This is a genomic window from Pseudoalteromonas sp. MBR-15, assembly GCF_053628915.1.
Window position 1 is genome coordinate 213,426 of sequence record NZ_JBRJHH010000004.1, and the last position, 15,009, is coordinate 228,434.

Sequence of the window (15,009 nt, forward strand, 5' to 3'; positions counted from 1 at the left end):
ATAAAGTCGAGGATATAATATAGGAACGTGCCTGTGGCACCTAAGGAAAAAACAATAAAATATGAGGATATATTATGTCTAATGAAACCAGCAATCTATACCAAGCGCCCGAAGCTACCCTAACAGATGCAAACAGCAGTGGTAATAAACCAATCTTAAACTTTGACCGTTTCTCTGCCTGGGGCGTGTTCTTTTTAAGTGTTTTTACACTGGGCATTTACAGTGTTTATTGGCTAGTAAATCGCACAAATCTTGCAAATTCACTCGCTAAACATCAAGTTAGCCAAGGTTTAATTTACGGCTATGTTGGTTTATACGCGGTGAATATTATTTTATCGATTGCGGGAGTTAGCCCCGAACTTGGGGGGGTTGTGTCGCTTATTTCTTTTGTTGTCGCGATCATTCTTATCTTTTCACTGCGTACTTCTTTAACTGAGTTAATTAACGAAAGCAGTGATGAGCCTGTCAAACTAAATGGTATTTTAACCTTTTTCTTCAACGTGATTTACTTTCAATATAAAATCAACGAAGCAATAGACAAGCAAAAATAATCGTTACAAACGTAAAAAAGGCATTGAATTCAATGCCTTTTTTATTACCTGCTAGAGAGCACCTGAGTGCTTCACATTTAAATACGTATTCAACACATGTGGCAGTAGTTGCGTAGGCTTACAATCAATAGCGATGACACCTTGCTTTTTAAGCTTTGCCATATTGGCTTTGTGTGCATTAAGTAAAGCAAGTGCCGCACAATAACTAGTTGCATCTTCATACTTCTCGATTGGCTCATCGAGTACCTCAGCCACTGCACGGTTATTTATATTGATAAGCGCTACAAGGTGGTGCTTTTGCAGCATTTTTATGGCTGGGAGCAATTCATCAATACTCTGCTCATCTAACGTTGTCACCAAGAGCACTAAAGAGCGTTTAGTTCGCTTAGCAATAAGTTGATTAACCGCGACTAAATAGTCACTGCTGCTATTATCGGGGTATAAATCATAAAAATGATTCATCACCCGCGAGACATTCTGCGCCCCTTTAACATCTGGTAACCAACGCAAGGCTTGATTGAAACTTTGCATACTGAACCAGTCACCTTGTTTTAAAACGGTGTGAGCGAGCAATAAAAGTGCATTTAATGCATGATCAAAGTGAGTGCCTTCGTTTGCTTCAATCGCCATCTTTTTAGATGCATCAAGCATCACAATCACATGCTGATTCTGCTCTTCTTGGTATTCACGAGAAATTAATTTACGACGTTTACTGGTCGCTTGCCAGTCAATTTGCCTAACACTATCACCTTGCCGGTATTCCCTTAATTGATGAAACTCAATACCTTCACCCCGCTTTTTGGTTAACTTTAAGCCATTAATTGGCTTATTGGTTACGCCATTAAGGTGTTGCTTTGAGGTTACACGACTAAAATCAGGGTACACTTTTAACCGAGTCTCTTGCTTGACTAACCAGCTAGATTGCCACAGCCCAAAAGACGAGCCAACTCTGAGCTCAATAGCGGTTATGTCAGCGTCACCGCGTTTATGAGCACGAATATTAAAGCTCAGCTGTGCTTGCTGCATCGCTTTTAAAAATACCGTCTGTTGCGGCTCAGCAAGCTCTATGGCCTGACTTAAATGCAGACTAGCATCGAGAAGCTGGGGCTGCTTAGCGGTGTTATTGATAGTAAGCTGAACTGGCTGCCAACGATACAATGCCATATTTTGGCTCGTCGACAATTCTGTTGATAACAGCGGCTGCGACTTTGACACCATTAAGTCAATCCATATAATCACGACAGGCACCAATAATAACGCCGTCATTATTACGCTTCCAAGCTCAGCTATAGCACAGACAAGCACCATCAGCACGACTGCACATAGCAGTAAAACAAGGCGTTTGGCAGGTCTAAGCTTAATTCGAATCATGATCGAGGTGCTTCAACACTGGCTAATATGGCATTGATCACTTCGTCGTACGACACCCCTTCTAACTCTAAATCAGCCGATAAGATCAAACGGTGTCTTAAAATATTAGGGGCGACTGATTTTACATCATCTGGGATCACAAAATCGCGCCCATTCATCAATGCCATTACTTTTGCAGCCTTAATCAGGTTTATTGATGCTCGTAAACCTGCGCCGTGCAATACACCTTGCCAAGTTCGTGAATTACGAACAATATCGACAGCATAGTTAAGAATTTTTTCGTCAACTAGCCTATCTGCACATAGCTGCTTAATATCACTAATACGCGCGGCATCAAGTACTGCTGGCAGTTGCTCAACCGTTGATTCATTCGACACCACTTTGGTGTTAAGTTTTAACAACTCCACTTCCGCTTCATGCGAAGGAAAACCCAATTCAACTTTCATCATAAATCGGTCTAATTCCGCTTCAGGCAACGGGTAAGTCCCTTCTTGATCGAGCGGGTTTTGTGTTGCTAAAACCATAAAAGGAGAATCGATAGAAAGCGATTCACCATCAATCGTTATTTGTTGCTCCTGCATTACTTCAAGTAATGAAGACTGGGTTTTTGCGGGTGCACGGTTAATTTCGTCTGCCAATAAAATATTGGTAAAGGCGGGTCCTTTTTTAATATTGAATTCACCCGATTTCATATCATATAAGCTATGACCAACAACATCTGATGGCATTAAATCAGGCGTAAACTGTACGCGCGAAAAATCCACGTTTAAGCTTTTTGCCAATGCCCTAACCAGTAACGTTTTGCCAAGCCCAGGCACACCTTCAAGCAGTACGTGACCACCTGCAAATAAAACGGTTAGCACATCTTCAACAATGGCATCTTGACCAACGAGGACACGTGAAATGTTTTGCTTTACTTGTTTTACAGCCTCCGCGGCATCTATCAAGCTCATGCGTTTATTTTCCAGTTCCGTGCTCATAATGCATTCCTTAATTGTTTAAATCGTTTGATATATTCTAATCGTTGCTCGCGTGACGTGGGTAATTCACTTACAAGCAGCTGAGTCACTTGTTGTTTGTCGAAGTGCGTTAAATTAGCAATAATTTGTGCCTGTTTATCATCACTTAACATTTTAAAATTAGGGACTCGCATCTCTACTTTGGCATTAAAGTCTTTACGAAGCGCTGTCCATAAATACGCTTCGTGTCCGTGTTGCATGTAGAAATTAGCCACTGCACGAATATGCGCATTAAAACTGGTTTTAATATCGAAGTCAGGGGCATAGGCTCGACCAATTCGACTACTGATATGCCACACTGTAAACACAACCAATAATAAAAGGCTCACAACAAACTGCCAGCTCCAGTGCCATATTTTTGCCAGCCAATTAGGGTATGTTAAATAAGGAACATACGTCATTTTATCAGCCCCTTTGCTAAGCCAAAGTAGGAGGCTGCCATGGTCAAGGTGGCGTAATCGATAGTTTGTAAATGGTGCCAATGACGGCATTACAATAACGCGGCCTTGCCCAAAAGCGAGGTCACACATAACAGTATCGCCCTGTTCTGTGTTTGTGCTGACACCTGGGCAATGTTCAATCGTAAATGCACGGCTTAGTTCAAGCGCTAACACGGTGTCTTCATTTATAGCCAAGGTGCTGTTTTTAGACCCTTCTTTAAGCATTGCAAAGTCATAGTCAAAGGCACTGTCTTTCGCTGAAACGGTGATCCCTAGTTGATTAAAAAACAATGTATTATCAAGTGCCAACTCATCGCGCTGTCGATTTAATACATACACCAATCGCCCACCTTCAGCCACCCATTCAGCGAGCTGCTGATCTAATTGATACGAATCGGCAAGCACCGCTTCATCGACAATTAAAATAGTGTGTGGGTCAATGCGTATTTGTTCGCTATCGGCATGTGCAGCGAGGTGTTTATCTTTAAGCCATTTAATGCCATTTGCGTTTAACAATCGCTGCGCCATGGTGAAATTATCTTTAGCCACATCAGAGTGAAAACCTATTTCGAATTCTTTTTTCTCCCACTCCAGCGACGCAACCCCCGCAACAATAATAAAACCAAGCAATACCAAACCAGCAATCAGTACATATTTAAGCTTCATGAGTACTTTCCTCCTTGCTGGCTGTCATTGCTTTTATTTCCTCTGTAAGAGCAATAAAATCAAGATCGGGTGTTTGGTGCCCCCAAGCAACACTCACCCATGCTGTAAACAAGCGCGTAAAAATATCGTGTATATGCGTCGGTACTTTGGCATCTATCGCACGCTTACATTCACGCTCAGTCATTGAGCGATGTAATCTCACTTGATGTTGCTGCTGCGCCCAACTAAGCGAGTAATGTAACAAATAAGCCAGCGCTAAACGGTGTTGCCCTGCATTAAAACAACGCAATGCCGAGGCAATTAAATCTGTAGGTAAATCCTGTGCTTTAATTTCAGCAAACAAACTGGGGATCACGGGCTCTTCTTTATGTCTGGCACGTTCAGGCAGGCTTAAATTGGCAAAAAAACCGCGTTTTTTCATTAAGTAATAGACTAACCAAATGACTAATAACGCCACTAACACCCATCCCAACACACCAAAAACCTGCCCTATGGCTTTAAAAATATTAAATAACCATGATAAGTCACTCGATGAGGCTTTTTTGGGTTCAAAAATAGGCGTCCACGTTGTTTCTGTCTCTATCACATTAGGTTCATTATAAAGCGCTGTGACTTGCTCTTTTACCAGTTGTTTATCAATTTCATCGGCGTAACTGGCGGACGGTGCAATAGTAACACTGGATAAGAAAAGCAGTGCCAGTGAACACAATACACCGCTTAGACGTGCGCGAATATTTTTAAAAGCAAGCTCAATATCCCACCCTTCAAGCTCAACTCGACGATGTAAATAAGCTAAAAAGCCCCCCGTGACAAATAAAGGCGCAACGAGTGCAATACTTACTATATATAAAGCATTAAAGGCAATTTCTAACCACTCAGGGGCCTCAAAAATCTGATACATCGCTTCTTCAGCAGTAAATGAATACGGCACTAATGCAATCGTTAATGCAGAAAACCCCATCAACAAAATAAATTCAAAGTGGACACAAAATAGCATCCAAAGTGTTTGTTTGGGTTTTGTTGAAGCGAACAACAGCTGTTTACGCTTCGCTTTTCGTTCTTTAGACAGTTGCTCTAGTTGTTCAACTGGCGCTAAGAAAGCACGATTAGGACTGAACCTTAAGACACTTAAATGCACTAGCATCTCTGCCAACTTTAATTGCTTTAACGACTTTAAACTGTGGCTAATCGAGACCGGTTGATTAAAAACCGCCTTTGACATGTAATCGAGTATCGGGCGCTCGAATAAAGGTTTAAGCCACCATATTAAAAAAGCACTCCAGCTCCAATTAAGTAACACGCCCACAATTATAAATAGTGGTAAGGCCATGCATAAATACATAAAAAACAAAGAAAAAAAGTGCGATTTAACTAATAACACTGTTAAATCAAAGGTTTCGTAAGCATCACGTTTACGAGGGTTAAAACTCAGGCGATTAAGCTCCATAACGCATTCCCTTATAGAGACGATACAGCACATAAGCCCAACACCCACTGCCCACTGTATATTTTATTTCATTCGCAATATCGCGCGGAGACCAAAACGCTTCTATGAAAGCAGCTATCACCAGCATTAAAAAGGCCCCTACAATTAAGGGCAAAGCTTTTTGTGCGGCTTGTTTTATGGCATAAGCACGCGTGAATTGGCCAGGGTTAAGGAGTGCGTAGCCAATTCGGCACCCTGCTGCAGAGGCAATGATAATCGCTGTCAGTTCAAAAGAGCCATGGGTGATAACAAACGAGAAAAACGGTCCTTCAAACCCAACATTTACAATATGTGCGGCAATGGCCCCGAAATAAAAACTGTTGAATAACAAGAAAAATGCAGCTCCTACACAAAACAACACTCCCCCTGCAAACATTTGAAATGCGATCCCTATATTGTTGTAGATATACACCCCAAACATTAATAAATCTTGTGATGCCCCCCGCTCAGCAGATTGCACACTTCCACTTGGGTCATACATTTTTTCTATGTTTAGCAACGTACCTTGCCCTAGAAAAGTATACGCTGCATCTGGGTCCAGTCTTACCCAAATAAAGGCAATTAAAGCTAAGCCCCAAAAAGCCAGCAAATTAACAGCTAACATCACACGGTTTTCATACAGAGCCCGAGGAAACGCTGTTCGTGCGACATGCCATAGCTCAGAAAACTGATTGCTACGAGACAAATACAAACGTTTTTGGCCTAACTGCACTAAACGATTTATTTGTTCAACGAGTATGGGGCTGTATTGACGGCTTTGAGCGATGGCTAAATCATTACAGATCTTGCGATACAGATTTGGAAAATGAATGGGCAACGACTCTGAACGTTCCATTTCACATAACGCTTTGAATTCATCCCAGCTTTGTGTGTTCGATTTTACAAATTGGGTTTGTTTCATTGCTGACTCTCCACGTGTGAGTGGTCATGATTATCGTGTAGTTGCCCAGCAAAATAACGGGCATAACTGGCTAATTGCTCCTCAATATCGGTTTCATTACTGGCTAAAGGCTCAGCAAGTATAGTGGCAATCTCCAGGTGTCTGGCAGCGGATAACTCATTGTGTCGTTCAGCAAAAGCAAGCACCGCTAATTGCTCTTCGGTCGTCAAGCTGACAGCAGGAATGCTCACATCACCTTTGGGCAGTAATGGGCGCTCTTGCAGCTCATCATCATAAATAACTAAGGTGCCTGCTGCCCAATCGCCGATCCGTTTGAATCGCGTATTAAACATCATCACGATGAGTCCTAAAAAATAACCAATAGGCAGCATATCTGCAGGACGTAATAAGTTGCGTACCACTATTTGCGAAAAGCTCGCTGGCAAACCGTTGTCTTGTACTACACGTATTTTGAGGCGTTTTTTACCGGGGGTCTGACCATTTTCCATTTCAAAAAGGATGTTGTATCCCCAAGATATAAGAAAGTAGGCAATAAGAACAAGGCCTTCGCCTGCGTCTCCAAAAAAAGAAAAGAGCGTTGCTATGGCAAGCAGGATCAAGCCACGAATAATAAGATCGATAATATAAGCGTAACTACGCGCCACAACACCTGCTGGTGTTATAGCAATATCAACACCTTCTGGGAGTTTAACGTACTCTCTGTTTTCCAATCCGTGGTTTAACATGCAATCTACTACTAGTCGTTATTATCGTCTTTGCTTATTAGGGCAGAACCTTAAAAAGCAATAAGTTAAGTAAACCATGATGCGCGTTTTCCTGTCTTTTTTCAATGCCTTTTAGCCTAAAAAAAGGAACATAGGCTGATGTTTAAAGTGAACTTAGCCCTAATTTTAACTTAACAAAAAAGCCGACATAACGTCGGCTTTTACAGATGATCTGATAATTATTTTTCTGCTCGACCCATAAACTTATGTTCAGCAGTATTAATACGAATACGATCGCCCGTTGAAATGTGCTCTGGTACTTGAATCGTTAACCCAGTAGTTAAACGCGCAGGCTTCGAGCGTGCACTCGCAGAGGCACCTTTAATCGAAGGGTCAGTTTCTTCAACAACAAGTTCTACACTTGAAGGTAAATCGATACCAACAGGCGCGCCATCAATCACAATGACATGCACACCTTGTGTTTCTTCGTTAACGAATAAAATTTCTTCGCTAATTGCGTCTTTATTAAGGTTATAAGGCGTGTAATCTTCATTGTCCATGAACACATATTCTTCGCCATCAATATAAGAAAACATTGCTTCACGACGCGTCAAATCAGCAAGCTTTAACATGTCACTGTCTTTAAACGTCTCATCGACTTTACCGCCAGTAACAACATCGTATAAACGCATACGGTATAAGCTACCACCAGCTCGACCTTGCGGCACAGAACGCTGGATATCTTTTACTACTAAAACACGGCCATTGTATTCAATCGCTGCGCCTTTTTTTACTTCACTTGCCTTAGGCATGGGTGTATTCCTATCGTTTTTTGATGACAGAAATTTACCACGTAATGGCTTTTGTTCAATAAAAATTTGCAGTTTTCCATCACCCGCATTATTTATCCTAGTTTTCAGCAAATTATAAAAATAGATATCTCCAAACTTAAAAATTCTGCTATGTTTATAACTACGAAAAATGACTTCAAGGATTGGATCATGAATCAACACACAGTACACGAATATTTAATGAAAAAGCCATTGGTGATGATCACCCAACCATTTGGCCAAGATGTCGATGTTTATAAGGTTAACCATAAAATGTTTGCCACTCTCGTAGAGGGAAAAGAAGGCCAAATTGACGATGAAGGTAACCTTGTTTGGTGGTTAAATTTAAAATGCGATCCTGATGAAGCCCAAGCATTGCGAGATATTTTCCCATCCGTGGTCCCGGGTTATCACATGAATAAACGTTTATGGAATACCGTTATTTTAGATGGCACAGTACCACAAGGGGAGATTGAACGTATGATTGATAATTCGTTTAATCTAGTGGTCGCAAACATGCCTGAAAAAGACAGAAAAGCGATTGAGTTGCACCTTTAACCTCTTCGCTAGTTACATCAGCACTGATCACAGGGTGTGATCAGTGCGATTCAAATAAAAATGATGATCGGTATACAAAATACCCCCTATCATATAAGCATCAGGCTGTTTTTCAATTAACTGAAAACCACATTTCTCCAGCACTTTTTCTGAACCGACATTGCCCTCAGTGACCACGGCTTTAAATTCACAAACGCGGTGTTCGCGAATAGCATAATCAAGCACCGCTTTTAATGACTCAGTAGCATAACCACGGCCATGAAAGTTTGGCAGTAGCAAATAGCCTACTTCTTGGCGATTTGGCACAGTGGATGACGTAAACCCTGTCACCCCGACTTCTTTGCCCGTGCAGGTTTCGACTATCACCAAACACAACGGCGTATTGCCACCTGGTGACCAAGGCTTTAAGCGTTCATTAAACTTAGCGCGTACGTGTGCTTCAGAGGGTTTATCAAAGCACTTTTCAATCACATCAATATCGTTGTGTAATGCATAAAATAATGGCCAGTCATCGGCATTTAAAGGTCTTAAAGTTAATCGCGCAGTGGTGAGAGTCATGGTGATTAGTCGTTTGCTAAATAAAGTCTGTTATAGCAAATCACTCCCCTACTTTAAATACAACTTATAGCCAATACAGCAACAAAAAAGCCCTGTTCAATAGGAACAGGACTTTTAGTATAAAGTCACTCGTTAACTACGCAGCTTAACTTTTAGTTGTTTCAGCATTTGGCTCTTCTGAGGCTTGCTCATCTTCAACCACTTCTTTCGTTACTTCGACAGGGTCTAGGTGTGATTCCTGTTGTTCAACAACAGACTCTTCAGCACTTTGATAAAAACGCCCCTTATTCTCAGCCATTGCCTTTAATGTATCGCATGGCGTAAAAATAGGGTTATAGTTTGCAAATGTTGCCATTTCAGAGCTCACTTGCGCCGCCCCTAGCTTATCCATATAGCTAAATGGGCCGCCTAAGAACGGTGGGAAGCCGATACCAAAAATAGCCCCAATATCCCCGTCACGTGGGCTGGCAATAATGCCATCATCTAAACAACGCACCGCTTCATTTAGCATTTGTGCCACACAGCGTTTGGCTATTTCGCTTTTATTTAGACGTGGCGAAGGAGTCACACCCAATAACTCGTAAACTGACTCATCCACTTTTTTATCTTTCTTGTCGTAAAGATAAAAACCACGTCCCGTTTTACGACCTAAACGTTTAGAATCGATTAAACGATTAAAGGCATCAGGGGCTTTAAAACGCTCACCCAATTCTTTTTCTAAAATTGGCGCAATTTTAGAGCCAATATCAATGCCAACTTCATCAAGTAAAGCTAATGGACCCACAGGGAAACCAAACTCAACAAGCGCTTGGTCAATCTTCTCAATAGGTTCACCCGCAAGCAGTAAATTAGCCGCTTCGTTTACATACGGCGCTAAAATACGGTTTACGTAAAAACCCGCCATGTCTTTCACCACAATCGGCGTTTTACCTTGCTTACGAGCAAAATTAACAACGCGCGCAATGGTGTCTTCAGACGTGCCAGCGTGAGGAATTATTTCAACCAATGGCATTTTTTCTACAGGTGAGAAGTAGTGCAATCCTATTACATTCTCTGGGCGTGCAGCATTAGCGGCAATATGTGCAATCGGTAATGACGATGTATTACTTGCAAAAATCGTGGTGTCTTGGCACTCACGCTCAACATCGGCCACCATACCTTGCTTAAGTGCCAAATCTTCAAACACAGCTTCAATAACAATATCAATGTGTTTAAAGCCGCTGTAATCTGTCGTGCCTGTAATACGGCTCATGGTTTGTTGCAGCTCGGCTTTTGATAAAATACGGCGCTTTTGCTTTTTGTCTAAAATCTTGTAGCTGTAGTTCATTGCATTACTAATGCCCTTTTCAGCCACATCTTTAATACGCACAGGCACACCCGCTTTAACAGCACTTACGTGGGCAATACCCGCGCCCATCAATCCGCCGCCAAGAACTGCGGCTTTACTAATGGCTGGTGCGTCATCATTACGCCACTCTTTTTTCATTTCAGTGGTTGCAAAGAAAATACCACGCAACGCTTTAGACTCGTCGCTCATAACAAGCGTTGCAAAGCCTTCTGCTTCTGTTTTGTATGCTTTTAATTGATCAAGTTCAACACTCGCACGCACGGCTTTAATAATTGCTAAAGGCGCAGGGTAATGACCGCCTGTTTTCTTAAGCACATTTTCTTGGGCTTTTTTGAAAATAATATTGCGGCCAAACGGGTTTGACTCTAACAATTGGCTCAAACGGTCTAATTTAGGCTTGCTTACTTTCGCTTTCCCTTTAAGGGCAAACTCTTTTGCAACTTCAAGTAATACACTGTGCGGTACACAATCATTTACCAAGCCTGTTTTTTTCGCTTGTTTTGCACGTACTTGTTTACCTGTTAGCATCCATTCGAGCGCTTTTTGCAGGCCAACTAATTTAGGTAAGCGCTGAGTACCCCCACCCCCAGGTAATAAGCCTAGTTGTACTTCGGGTAAACCCAGCTTCGTGATGTCGCTGTCTGAACAGACACGATAATCACACGCTAATGCAAACTCTAATCCCCCACCAAGCGCCGCACCATGAATGGCACTGACTGTTGGGAATGGTAGTTTTTTCATATCGAAAAACGCTTGCTGACACATCTCGCTCAGCGCTAATGCATCTTCACGACTGTTTGCACTATCAAGCATTTTAATGTCGGCACCGGCAATAAAGTTATCGCTTTTACCACTAATAAATACCATGCCTTTAACAGCTTGTTGTTGTGCGTCTTTTAATAGTGTTTTTAAATCTTCTGCGAAACTACTGCGCAGGGTGTTCATTTTTTCACCCGGCACATCAATTGTCACAACGCCAACACCGTCATCACCTACCGATAAACTAAATACTGAATCTGTCATTACGCACTCTCCAATACAAAGGCTGCACCTAAGCCACCCGCTGCACAGGCAGTCGTTAAAGCAAGGCCGCCACCGCGACGATTAAGTTCATGTAAGCTTTGCGTGATCAGGCGCGCACCTGTTGCCGCAAATGGGTGACCGTAAGCAAGTGAGCCACCTAACACATTGAACTTGTCCATGTTAATTTCGCCGATCGCTTTGCTGCGACCCAGCTTTTCTTGGGCAAACTTATCTGATGCAAACATTTTCATATTTGCCAGTGTTTGCGCTGCAAATGCTTCGTGCATTTCAATTAAATCTAAATCAGCTAATGTGATGCCCGCACGGTCAAGCGCGATGGGTGTTGAATGGGCTGGGCCCATAAGCATGTCTTCGTGCACACCGATTGCCGAAAACGCAAAGCTACGGACATAGCCTAAAATATTGTAACCCAGTGCTTTTGCTTTGCTTTCGCTCATCATAAGCACCGCAGCGGCCCCATCAGTTAATGGCGTTGAGTTTGCCGCCGTCACTGAACCGTGTTGGCGATCGAAGGCTGGTTTTAATTTAGCGTAACCTTCAATACTTGAGTTATGACGAATATTGTTATCTTGCTCGATGAAACTCTTATACGGTGCAACGTGTGCCGTCATCACTTCGTCTTTTAATTTACCGTCGGCCCATGCTTGGCTCGCAAGCGTGTGTGAACGGTGTGCAAGTGCATCTTGGTCAGCACGGCTAATGTTATGCGTTTTAGCCATTTGCTCAGCTGTTTGACCCATAGATAAACCTGTAGAGTATTCCGCAACGGCTGGCGGTACCGGCATTAAGTCTTTTAAACGCAATTTAGAGAATATTTTTAAACGCTGCCCGAACGTACGCGCCTTGTTTAAATCAACTAAGCTGCCCGCTAATTTTTTGCTCACACCGATTGGTAATACAGACGATGAATCAGCACCGCCAGCAATACCAACCTGCACAGACCCCGCCATAATTGACTCGGCTACGTTGGCAATTGCTTGGAAACTTGTTGCACACGCACGTGATACCGAATACGCATCAACAGAGACAGGCATACCGGTACCAAGCACTATTTCGCGGGCAATATTAGGGGCTTCTGGCATTTGCACTACTTGCCCAAATACCAATTGATCAATTTCAGATTTATCGAAGTTAAGGCGCTCAAGCATTTCGTTGACAACTAACTTGCCCATATCAAGGGCTGGTACATGATGGAATGCTGTGGCTTGTTTTGCGAATGGCGTTCGTAAGCCGCTAACGATAGCGATACGATCGCCCTTTGCTGTTTTAAGTATGTTTTGCTCAGACATTTATGCTCTCCCGCTGACAGGTCTGACCTGTTTGTTTTTCCTGATTCTAAAACAACCCGTGTATGAATGCCAATAGTAAGTTACCAACCATAGGCTTTTTTCGACCTATTTACAAAAAATAGCACCATTTATATGCTAGGCTAAAAATCCTTAAAAAATAACGAACTATTTTAGGATTTTCTGTCTAACACTTGTGTTATGACTTTTGAATCCTTATAACTTGTTGATAGCGCCCCAATCACAGTATCGCTTGGATAATTTATCGGCACTGAATAGTGTTTATTGGCGCTTCACAAAAATGAACTTTGACTCACGCTTTTAGGACAGTCTTTTTATTATGGCAGTTAACGCATTTTCACAATTAAAATCATACTTAGACACGCAAATTATCGGCCAACCTCAATTAACTCAAGCACTGTTAATCGCTATTTTAGCGGATGGTCATTTATTGGTTGAAGGCCCGCCAGGACTTGCTAAAACGCGTGCTGTTAACGCGCTAGCTAAAGGCGTTGAAGGCAGTTTCCAACGGGTTCAATTTACCCCTGACTTGTTACCAGCAGATGTCACAGGCACCGATATCTATCGTCAGCAAACAAGCGAATTCGTCTTTGAAAAAGGGCCGTTATTCCATAACCTGATTTTGGCTGATGAAATTAACCGTGCTCCTGCAAAAGTGCAGTCTGCATTGCTCGAAGCGATGGCAGAACGCCAAGTAACCGTTGGCAAAAACACTTACCCGTTGTCAGACTTGTTTATGGTGATGGCAACGCAAAACCCATTAGAGCAAGAAGGGACTTACCCTCTGCCAGAAGCACAACTAGACCGCTTTTTATTACACTTAAGCATTGATTACCCGGGCGCTGAGCATGAGCTTGATATTTTGCGTCTGACGCGTGGCGAAGCAATTTCTGAACAACAAGCGGGTACAGAGCAAATTAGCCAAAGCGAATTATTTGCCGCCCGAAAAGCAATTTTAGGCTTATACCTTGCTGAACCGCTTGAAAAGTACTTAGTGCAATTAATTGTTGCAACCCGTGAAGCATCAGAACTTGATGAACAACTTGGCCGCTGGATTGAATACGGTGCCAGTCCGCGTGCCACAATCGCGCTTGATAAATGTGCCCGTGCACATGCATGGCTTGAAGGTCGCGACTTTGTTGCCCCCGATGATATCCAAGCGGTTCTTCACAATGTGTTACGTCATCGCATCATTTTGAGCTACGAAGCCCAAGCCGATGGTATTAGTAAGGATGACGTTATCAGTCGCATCCTAGAATTGGTTGCAGTGCCATAAACTATGTCGAGCCAATTTGATACAGCGGCGTGGTTAGCTGCAAGTCATAGTCAAGGCGTTAATTTATCACTCAAAGAGTTGATGTATTACAAAGCTAAGGCTCGCTTGCTTGAACTTGCGCCCAAAGTAAAAATCAAAAACAGCTTAGCTGGGCAATATCTTGCGCCTCATAAGGGGCGTGGGATGGAATTTGCCGAAGTGCGCCATTACCAAGCTGGTGATGATATACGCTCTATCGACTGGCGTGTAACAGCACGTACTGGCGAAACCCACACAAAGCTGTTTCAAGAAGAAAAAGAGCGTCCTGTTTTTGTCTTTACTGACTTTTCAAACTCGATGCTATTTGGCTCTCGGTTATTATTAAAGTCGGTGCAAGCTGCGCATATCAGTGCGCTGGTAGCATGGTCGGCCTGCCAACGAGGTGACCGCATAGGTGGTTTGGTGTTCAACCAACACAGTCATCATGAGCTAAAACCTACATCACGTGAAAAAGCAGTATTAAAGCTTTGCCATAATTTATGCGATATTCACAGCAACGCACTTAACAATATCGACAAAACAGCTTCCAGCTTATTCAGCGATAATCTCAAACGATTAAATCACTTAGCAAAGCCAGGAAGCCTTGTGTATATTGTCTCAGACTTTAATGCTCTTGATGAAGCAAGCTTTAAACAGCTTGAAATGCTCAGTAGACACTGCGAACTAATTGGTTGTCATATCAGTGACCCGTTTGAGCATCAGCTGCCAGCATTTAAGCAAACCGTCACCGTGTCTGCTAATGGCCAAGATTTAGCCCTACCATTAATGGACAAACAATTCCGTGAACGCTTCGCAAAATCAGCCGAGCACTCTTTTACTCAAAGACTAAAACGCTTACAGAAATCGGGGCTGAGTTTAATTTCATTCAGTGCAGCCACACCGCTTGAGCTGCAATTAGTGAGAAAGTAACA

General features: G+C 42.6%; 14 protein-coding genes. 4 read left to right on the top strand and 10 right to left on the bottom strand.

Features of this window, described 5'->3' with window-relative positions; translation table 11 throughout:
• Positions 1-74: 74 nt before the first annotated feature.
• Positions 75-551 carry a DUF4234 domain-containing protein gene (locus ACSSVW_RS07660; RefSeq protein ID WP_074988653.1) on the top strand — a complete coding sequence of 159 codons (477 nt, stop codon included), beginning with the start codon at positions 75-77 and terminating at the stop codon, positions 549-551.
• A 51-nt stretch (positions 552-602) separates the two neighbouring features.
• Here the strand turns inward: ACSSVW_RS07660 and ACSSVW_RS07665 are convergent, their stop codons facing one another.
• The 7 genes from ACSSVW_RS07665 to efpL all read right to left on the bottom strand — a co-directional run bounded on the left by ACSSVW_RS07665 (position 603) and on the right by efpL (position 7,950).
• A complete protein-coding gene (locus ACSSVW_RS07665; RefSeq protein WP_454179100.1) occupies positions 603-1,922 on the bottom strand; it encodes a DUF58 domain-containing protein in 1,320 nt (439 codons plus the stop codon).
• Complete coding sequence (locus ACSSVW_RS07670) at positions 1,919-2,902, bottom strand: AAA family ATPase (protein ID WP_454179101.1); 984 nt, start codon at positions 2,900-2,902, stop codon at positions 1,919-1,921. Before ACSSVW_RS07670 ends, ACSSVW_RS07665 begins: the two co-directional genes overlap by 4 nt.
• Positions 2,899-4,047, bottom strand: coding sequence for a DUF4350 domain-containing protein (locus ACSSVW_RS07675; RefSeq protein ID WP_454179102.1), 1,149 nt, complete (start codon positions 4,045-4,047; stop codon positions 2,899-2,901). The genes ACSSVW_RS07670 and ACSSVW_RS07675 overlap by 4 nt, the downstream gene beginning before the upstream one ends.
• Positions 4,037-5,494: a hypothetical protein gene (locus ACSSVW_RS07680; RefSeq protein WP_454179103.1), complete on the bottom strand. Its 1,458-nt coding sequence runs from the start codon at positions 5,492-5,494 to the stop codon at positions 4,037-4,039. Before ACSSVW_RS07680 ends, ACSSVW_RS07675 begins: the two co-directional genes overlap by 11 nt.
• Positions 5,484-6,434 (bottom strand): stage II sporulation protein M, encoded by a 951-nt coding sequence (locus ACSSVW_RS07685; RefSeq protein WP_074988657.1) that lies wholly within the window; start codon positions 6,432-6,434, stop codon positions 5,484-5,486. The genes ACSSVW_RS07680 and ACSSVW_RS07685 overlap by 11 nt, the downstream gene beginning before the upstream one ends.
• On the bottom strand, positions 6,431-7,159 hold the full coding sequence (locus ACSSVW_RS07690) for an RDD family protein (RefSeq protein WP_074988658.1): 729 nt from the start codon (positions 7,157-7,159) through the stop codon (positions 6,431-6,433). The genes ACSSVW_RS07685 and ACSSVW_RS07690 overlap by 4 nt, the downstream gene beginning before the upstream one ends.
• A gap of 218 nt (positions 7,160-7,377) precedes the next feature.
• Complete coding sequence (gene efpL, locus ACSSVW_RS07695; RefSeq protein WP_036969970.1) at positions 7,378-7,950, bottom strand: elongation factor P-like protein EfpL; 573 nt, start codon at positions 7,948-7,950, stop codon at positions 7,378-7,380.
• 189 nt (positions 7,951-8,139) lie between these two features.
• Here efpL and ACSSVW_RS07700 point away from each other — a divergent pair, with 189 nt between their 5' ends.
• The gene (locus ACSSVW_RS07700) at positions 8,140-8,526 is read left to right on the top strand and encodes an MmcQ/YjbR family DNA-binding protein (protein ID WP_036969971.1); all 387 of its coding nucleotides are present in this window, start codon (positions 8,140-8,142) and stop codon (positions 8,524-8,526) included.
• Between the two features lie 27 nt (positions 8,527-8,553).
• Here ACSSVW_RS07700 and ACSSVW_RS07705 read toward each other — a convergent pair whose 3' ends face one another.
• The 3 genes from ACSSVW_RS07705 to fadI form a co-directional block, all read right to left on the bottom strand.
• Positions 8,554-9,084: a GNAT family N-acetyltransferase gene (locus ACSSVW_RS07705; protein ID WP_454179104.1), complete on the bottom strand. Its 531-nt coding sequence runs from the start codon at positions 9,082-9,084 to the stop codon at positions 8,554-8,556.
• Between the two features lie 145 nt (positions 9,085-9,229).
• Complete coding sequence (fadJ, locus tag ACSSVW_RS07710) at positions 9,230-11,455, bottom strand: fatty acid oxidation complex subunit alpha FadJ (protein WP_065978771.1); 2,226 nt, start codon at positions 11,453-11,455, stop codon at positions 9,230-9,232.
• The gene (gene fadI, locus ACSSVW_RS07715) at positions 11,455-12,765 is read right to left on the bottom strand and encodes an acetyl-CoA C-acyltransferase FadI (protein WP_036969977.1); all 1,311 of its coding nucleotides are present in this window, start codon (positions 12,763-12,765) and stop codon (positions 11,455-11,457) included. The genes fadJ and fadI overlap by 1 nt, the downstream gene beginning before the upstream one ends.
• A gap of 337 nt (positions 12,766-13,102) precedes the next feature.
• Between fadI and ACSSVW_RS07720 the strand changes: the two genes are divergently transcribed.
• Positions 13,103-14,059 carry an AAA family ATPase gene (locus ACSSVW_RS07720; RefSeq protein WP_454179105.1) on the top strand — a complete coding sequence of 319 codons (957 nt, stop codon included), beginning with the start codon at positions 13,103-13,105 and terminating at the stop codon, positions 14,057-14,059.
• Positions 14,060-14,062: 3 nt separating this feature from the next.
• Complete coding sequence (locus ACSSVW_RS07725; protein ID WP_036969983.1) at positions 14,063-15,007, top strand: DUF58 domain-containing protein; 945 nt, start codon at positions 14,063-14,065, stop codon at positions 15,005-15,007.
• Positions 15,008-15,009 lie beyond the last annotated feature (2 nt).

Bases quoted from the DNA above. Each gene is read 5' to 3' on its own strand.
- ACSSVW_RS07705 (WP_454179104.1), bottom strand. From the start codon at position 9,084: ATGACTCTCACCACTGCGCGATTAACTTTAAGACCTTTAAATGCCGAT.
- ACSSVW_RS07720 (WP_454179105.1), top strand. From the start codon at position 13,103: ATGGCAGTTAACGCATTTTCACAATTAAAATCATACTTAGACACGCAA.
- ACSSVW_RS07660 (WP_074988653.1), top strand. From the start codon at position 75: ATGTCTAATGAAACCAGCAATCTATACCAAGCGCCCGAAGCTACCCTA.
- ACSSVW_RS07665 (WP_454179100.1), bottom strand. From the start codon at position 1,922: ATGATTCGAATTAAGCTTAGACCTGCCAAACGCCTTGTTTTACTGCTA.
- ACSSVW_RS07680 (WP_454179103.1), bottom strand. From the start codon at position 5,494: ATGGAGCTTAATCGCCTGAGTTTTAACCCTCGTAAACGTGATGCTTAC.
- fadJ (WP_065978771.1), bottom strand. From the start codon at position 11,455: ATGACAGATTCAGTATTTAGTTTATCGGTAGGTGATGACGGTGTTGGC.
- ACSSVW_RS07685 (WP_074988657.1), bottom strand. From the start codon at position 6,434: ATGAAACAAACCCAATTTGTAAAATCGAACACACAAAGCTGGGATGAA.
- ACSSVW_RS07725 (WP_036969983.1), top strand. From the start codon at position 14,063: ATGTCGAGCCAATTTGATACAGCGGCGTGGTTAGCTGCAAGTCATAGT.
- ACSSVW_RS07690 (WP_074988658.1), bottom strand. From the start codon at position 7,159: ATGTTAAACCACGGATTGGAAAACAGAGAGTACGTTAAACTCCCAGAA.
- efpL (WP_036969970.1), bottom strand. From the start codon at position 7,950: ATGCCTAAGGCAAGTGAAGTAAAAAAAGGCGCAGCGATTGAATACAAT.
- ACSSVW_RS07670 (WP_454179101.1), bottom strand. From the start codon at position 2,902: ATGAGCACGGAACTGGAAAATAAACGCATGAGCTTGATAGATGCCGCG.
- ACSSVW_RS07700 (WP_036969971.1), top strand. From the start codon at position 8,140: ATGAATCAACACACAGTACACGAATATTTAATGAAAAAGCCATTGGTG.
- fadI (WP_036969977.1), bottom strand. From the start codon at position 12,765: ATGTCTGAGCAAAACATACTTAAAACAGCAAAGGGCGATCGTATCGCT.
- ACSSVW_RS07675 (WP_454179102.1), bottom strand. From the start codon at position 4,047: ATGAAGCTTAAATATGTACTGATTGCTGGTTTGGTATTGCTTGGTTTT.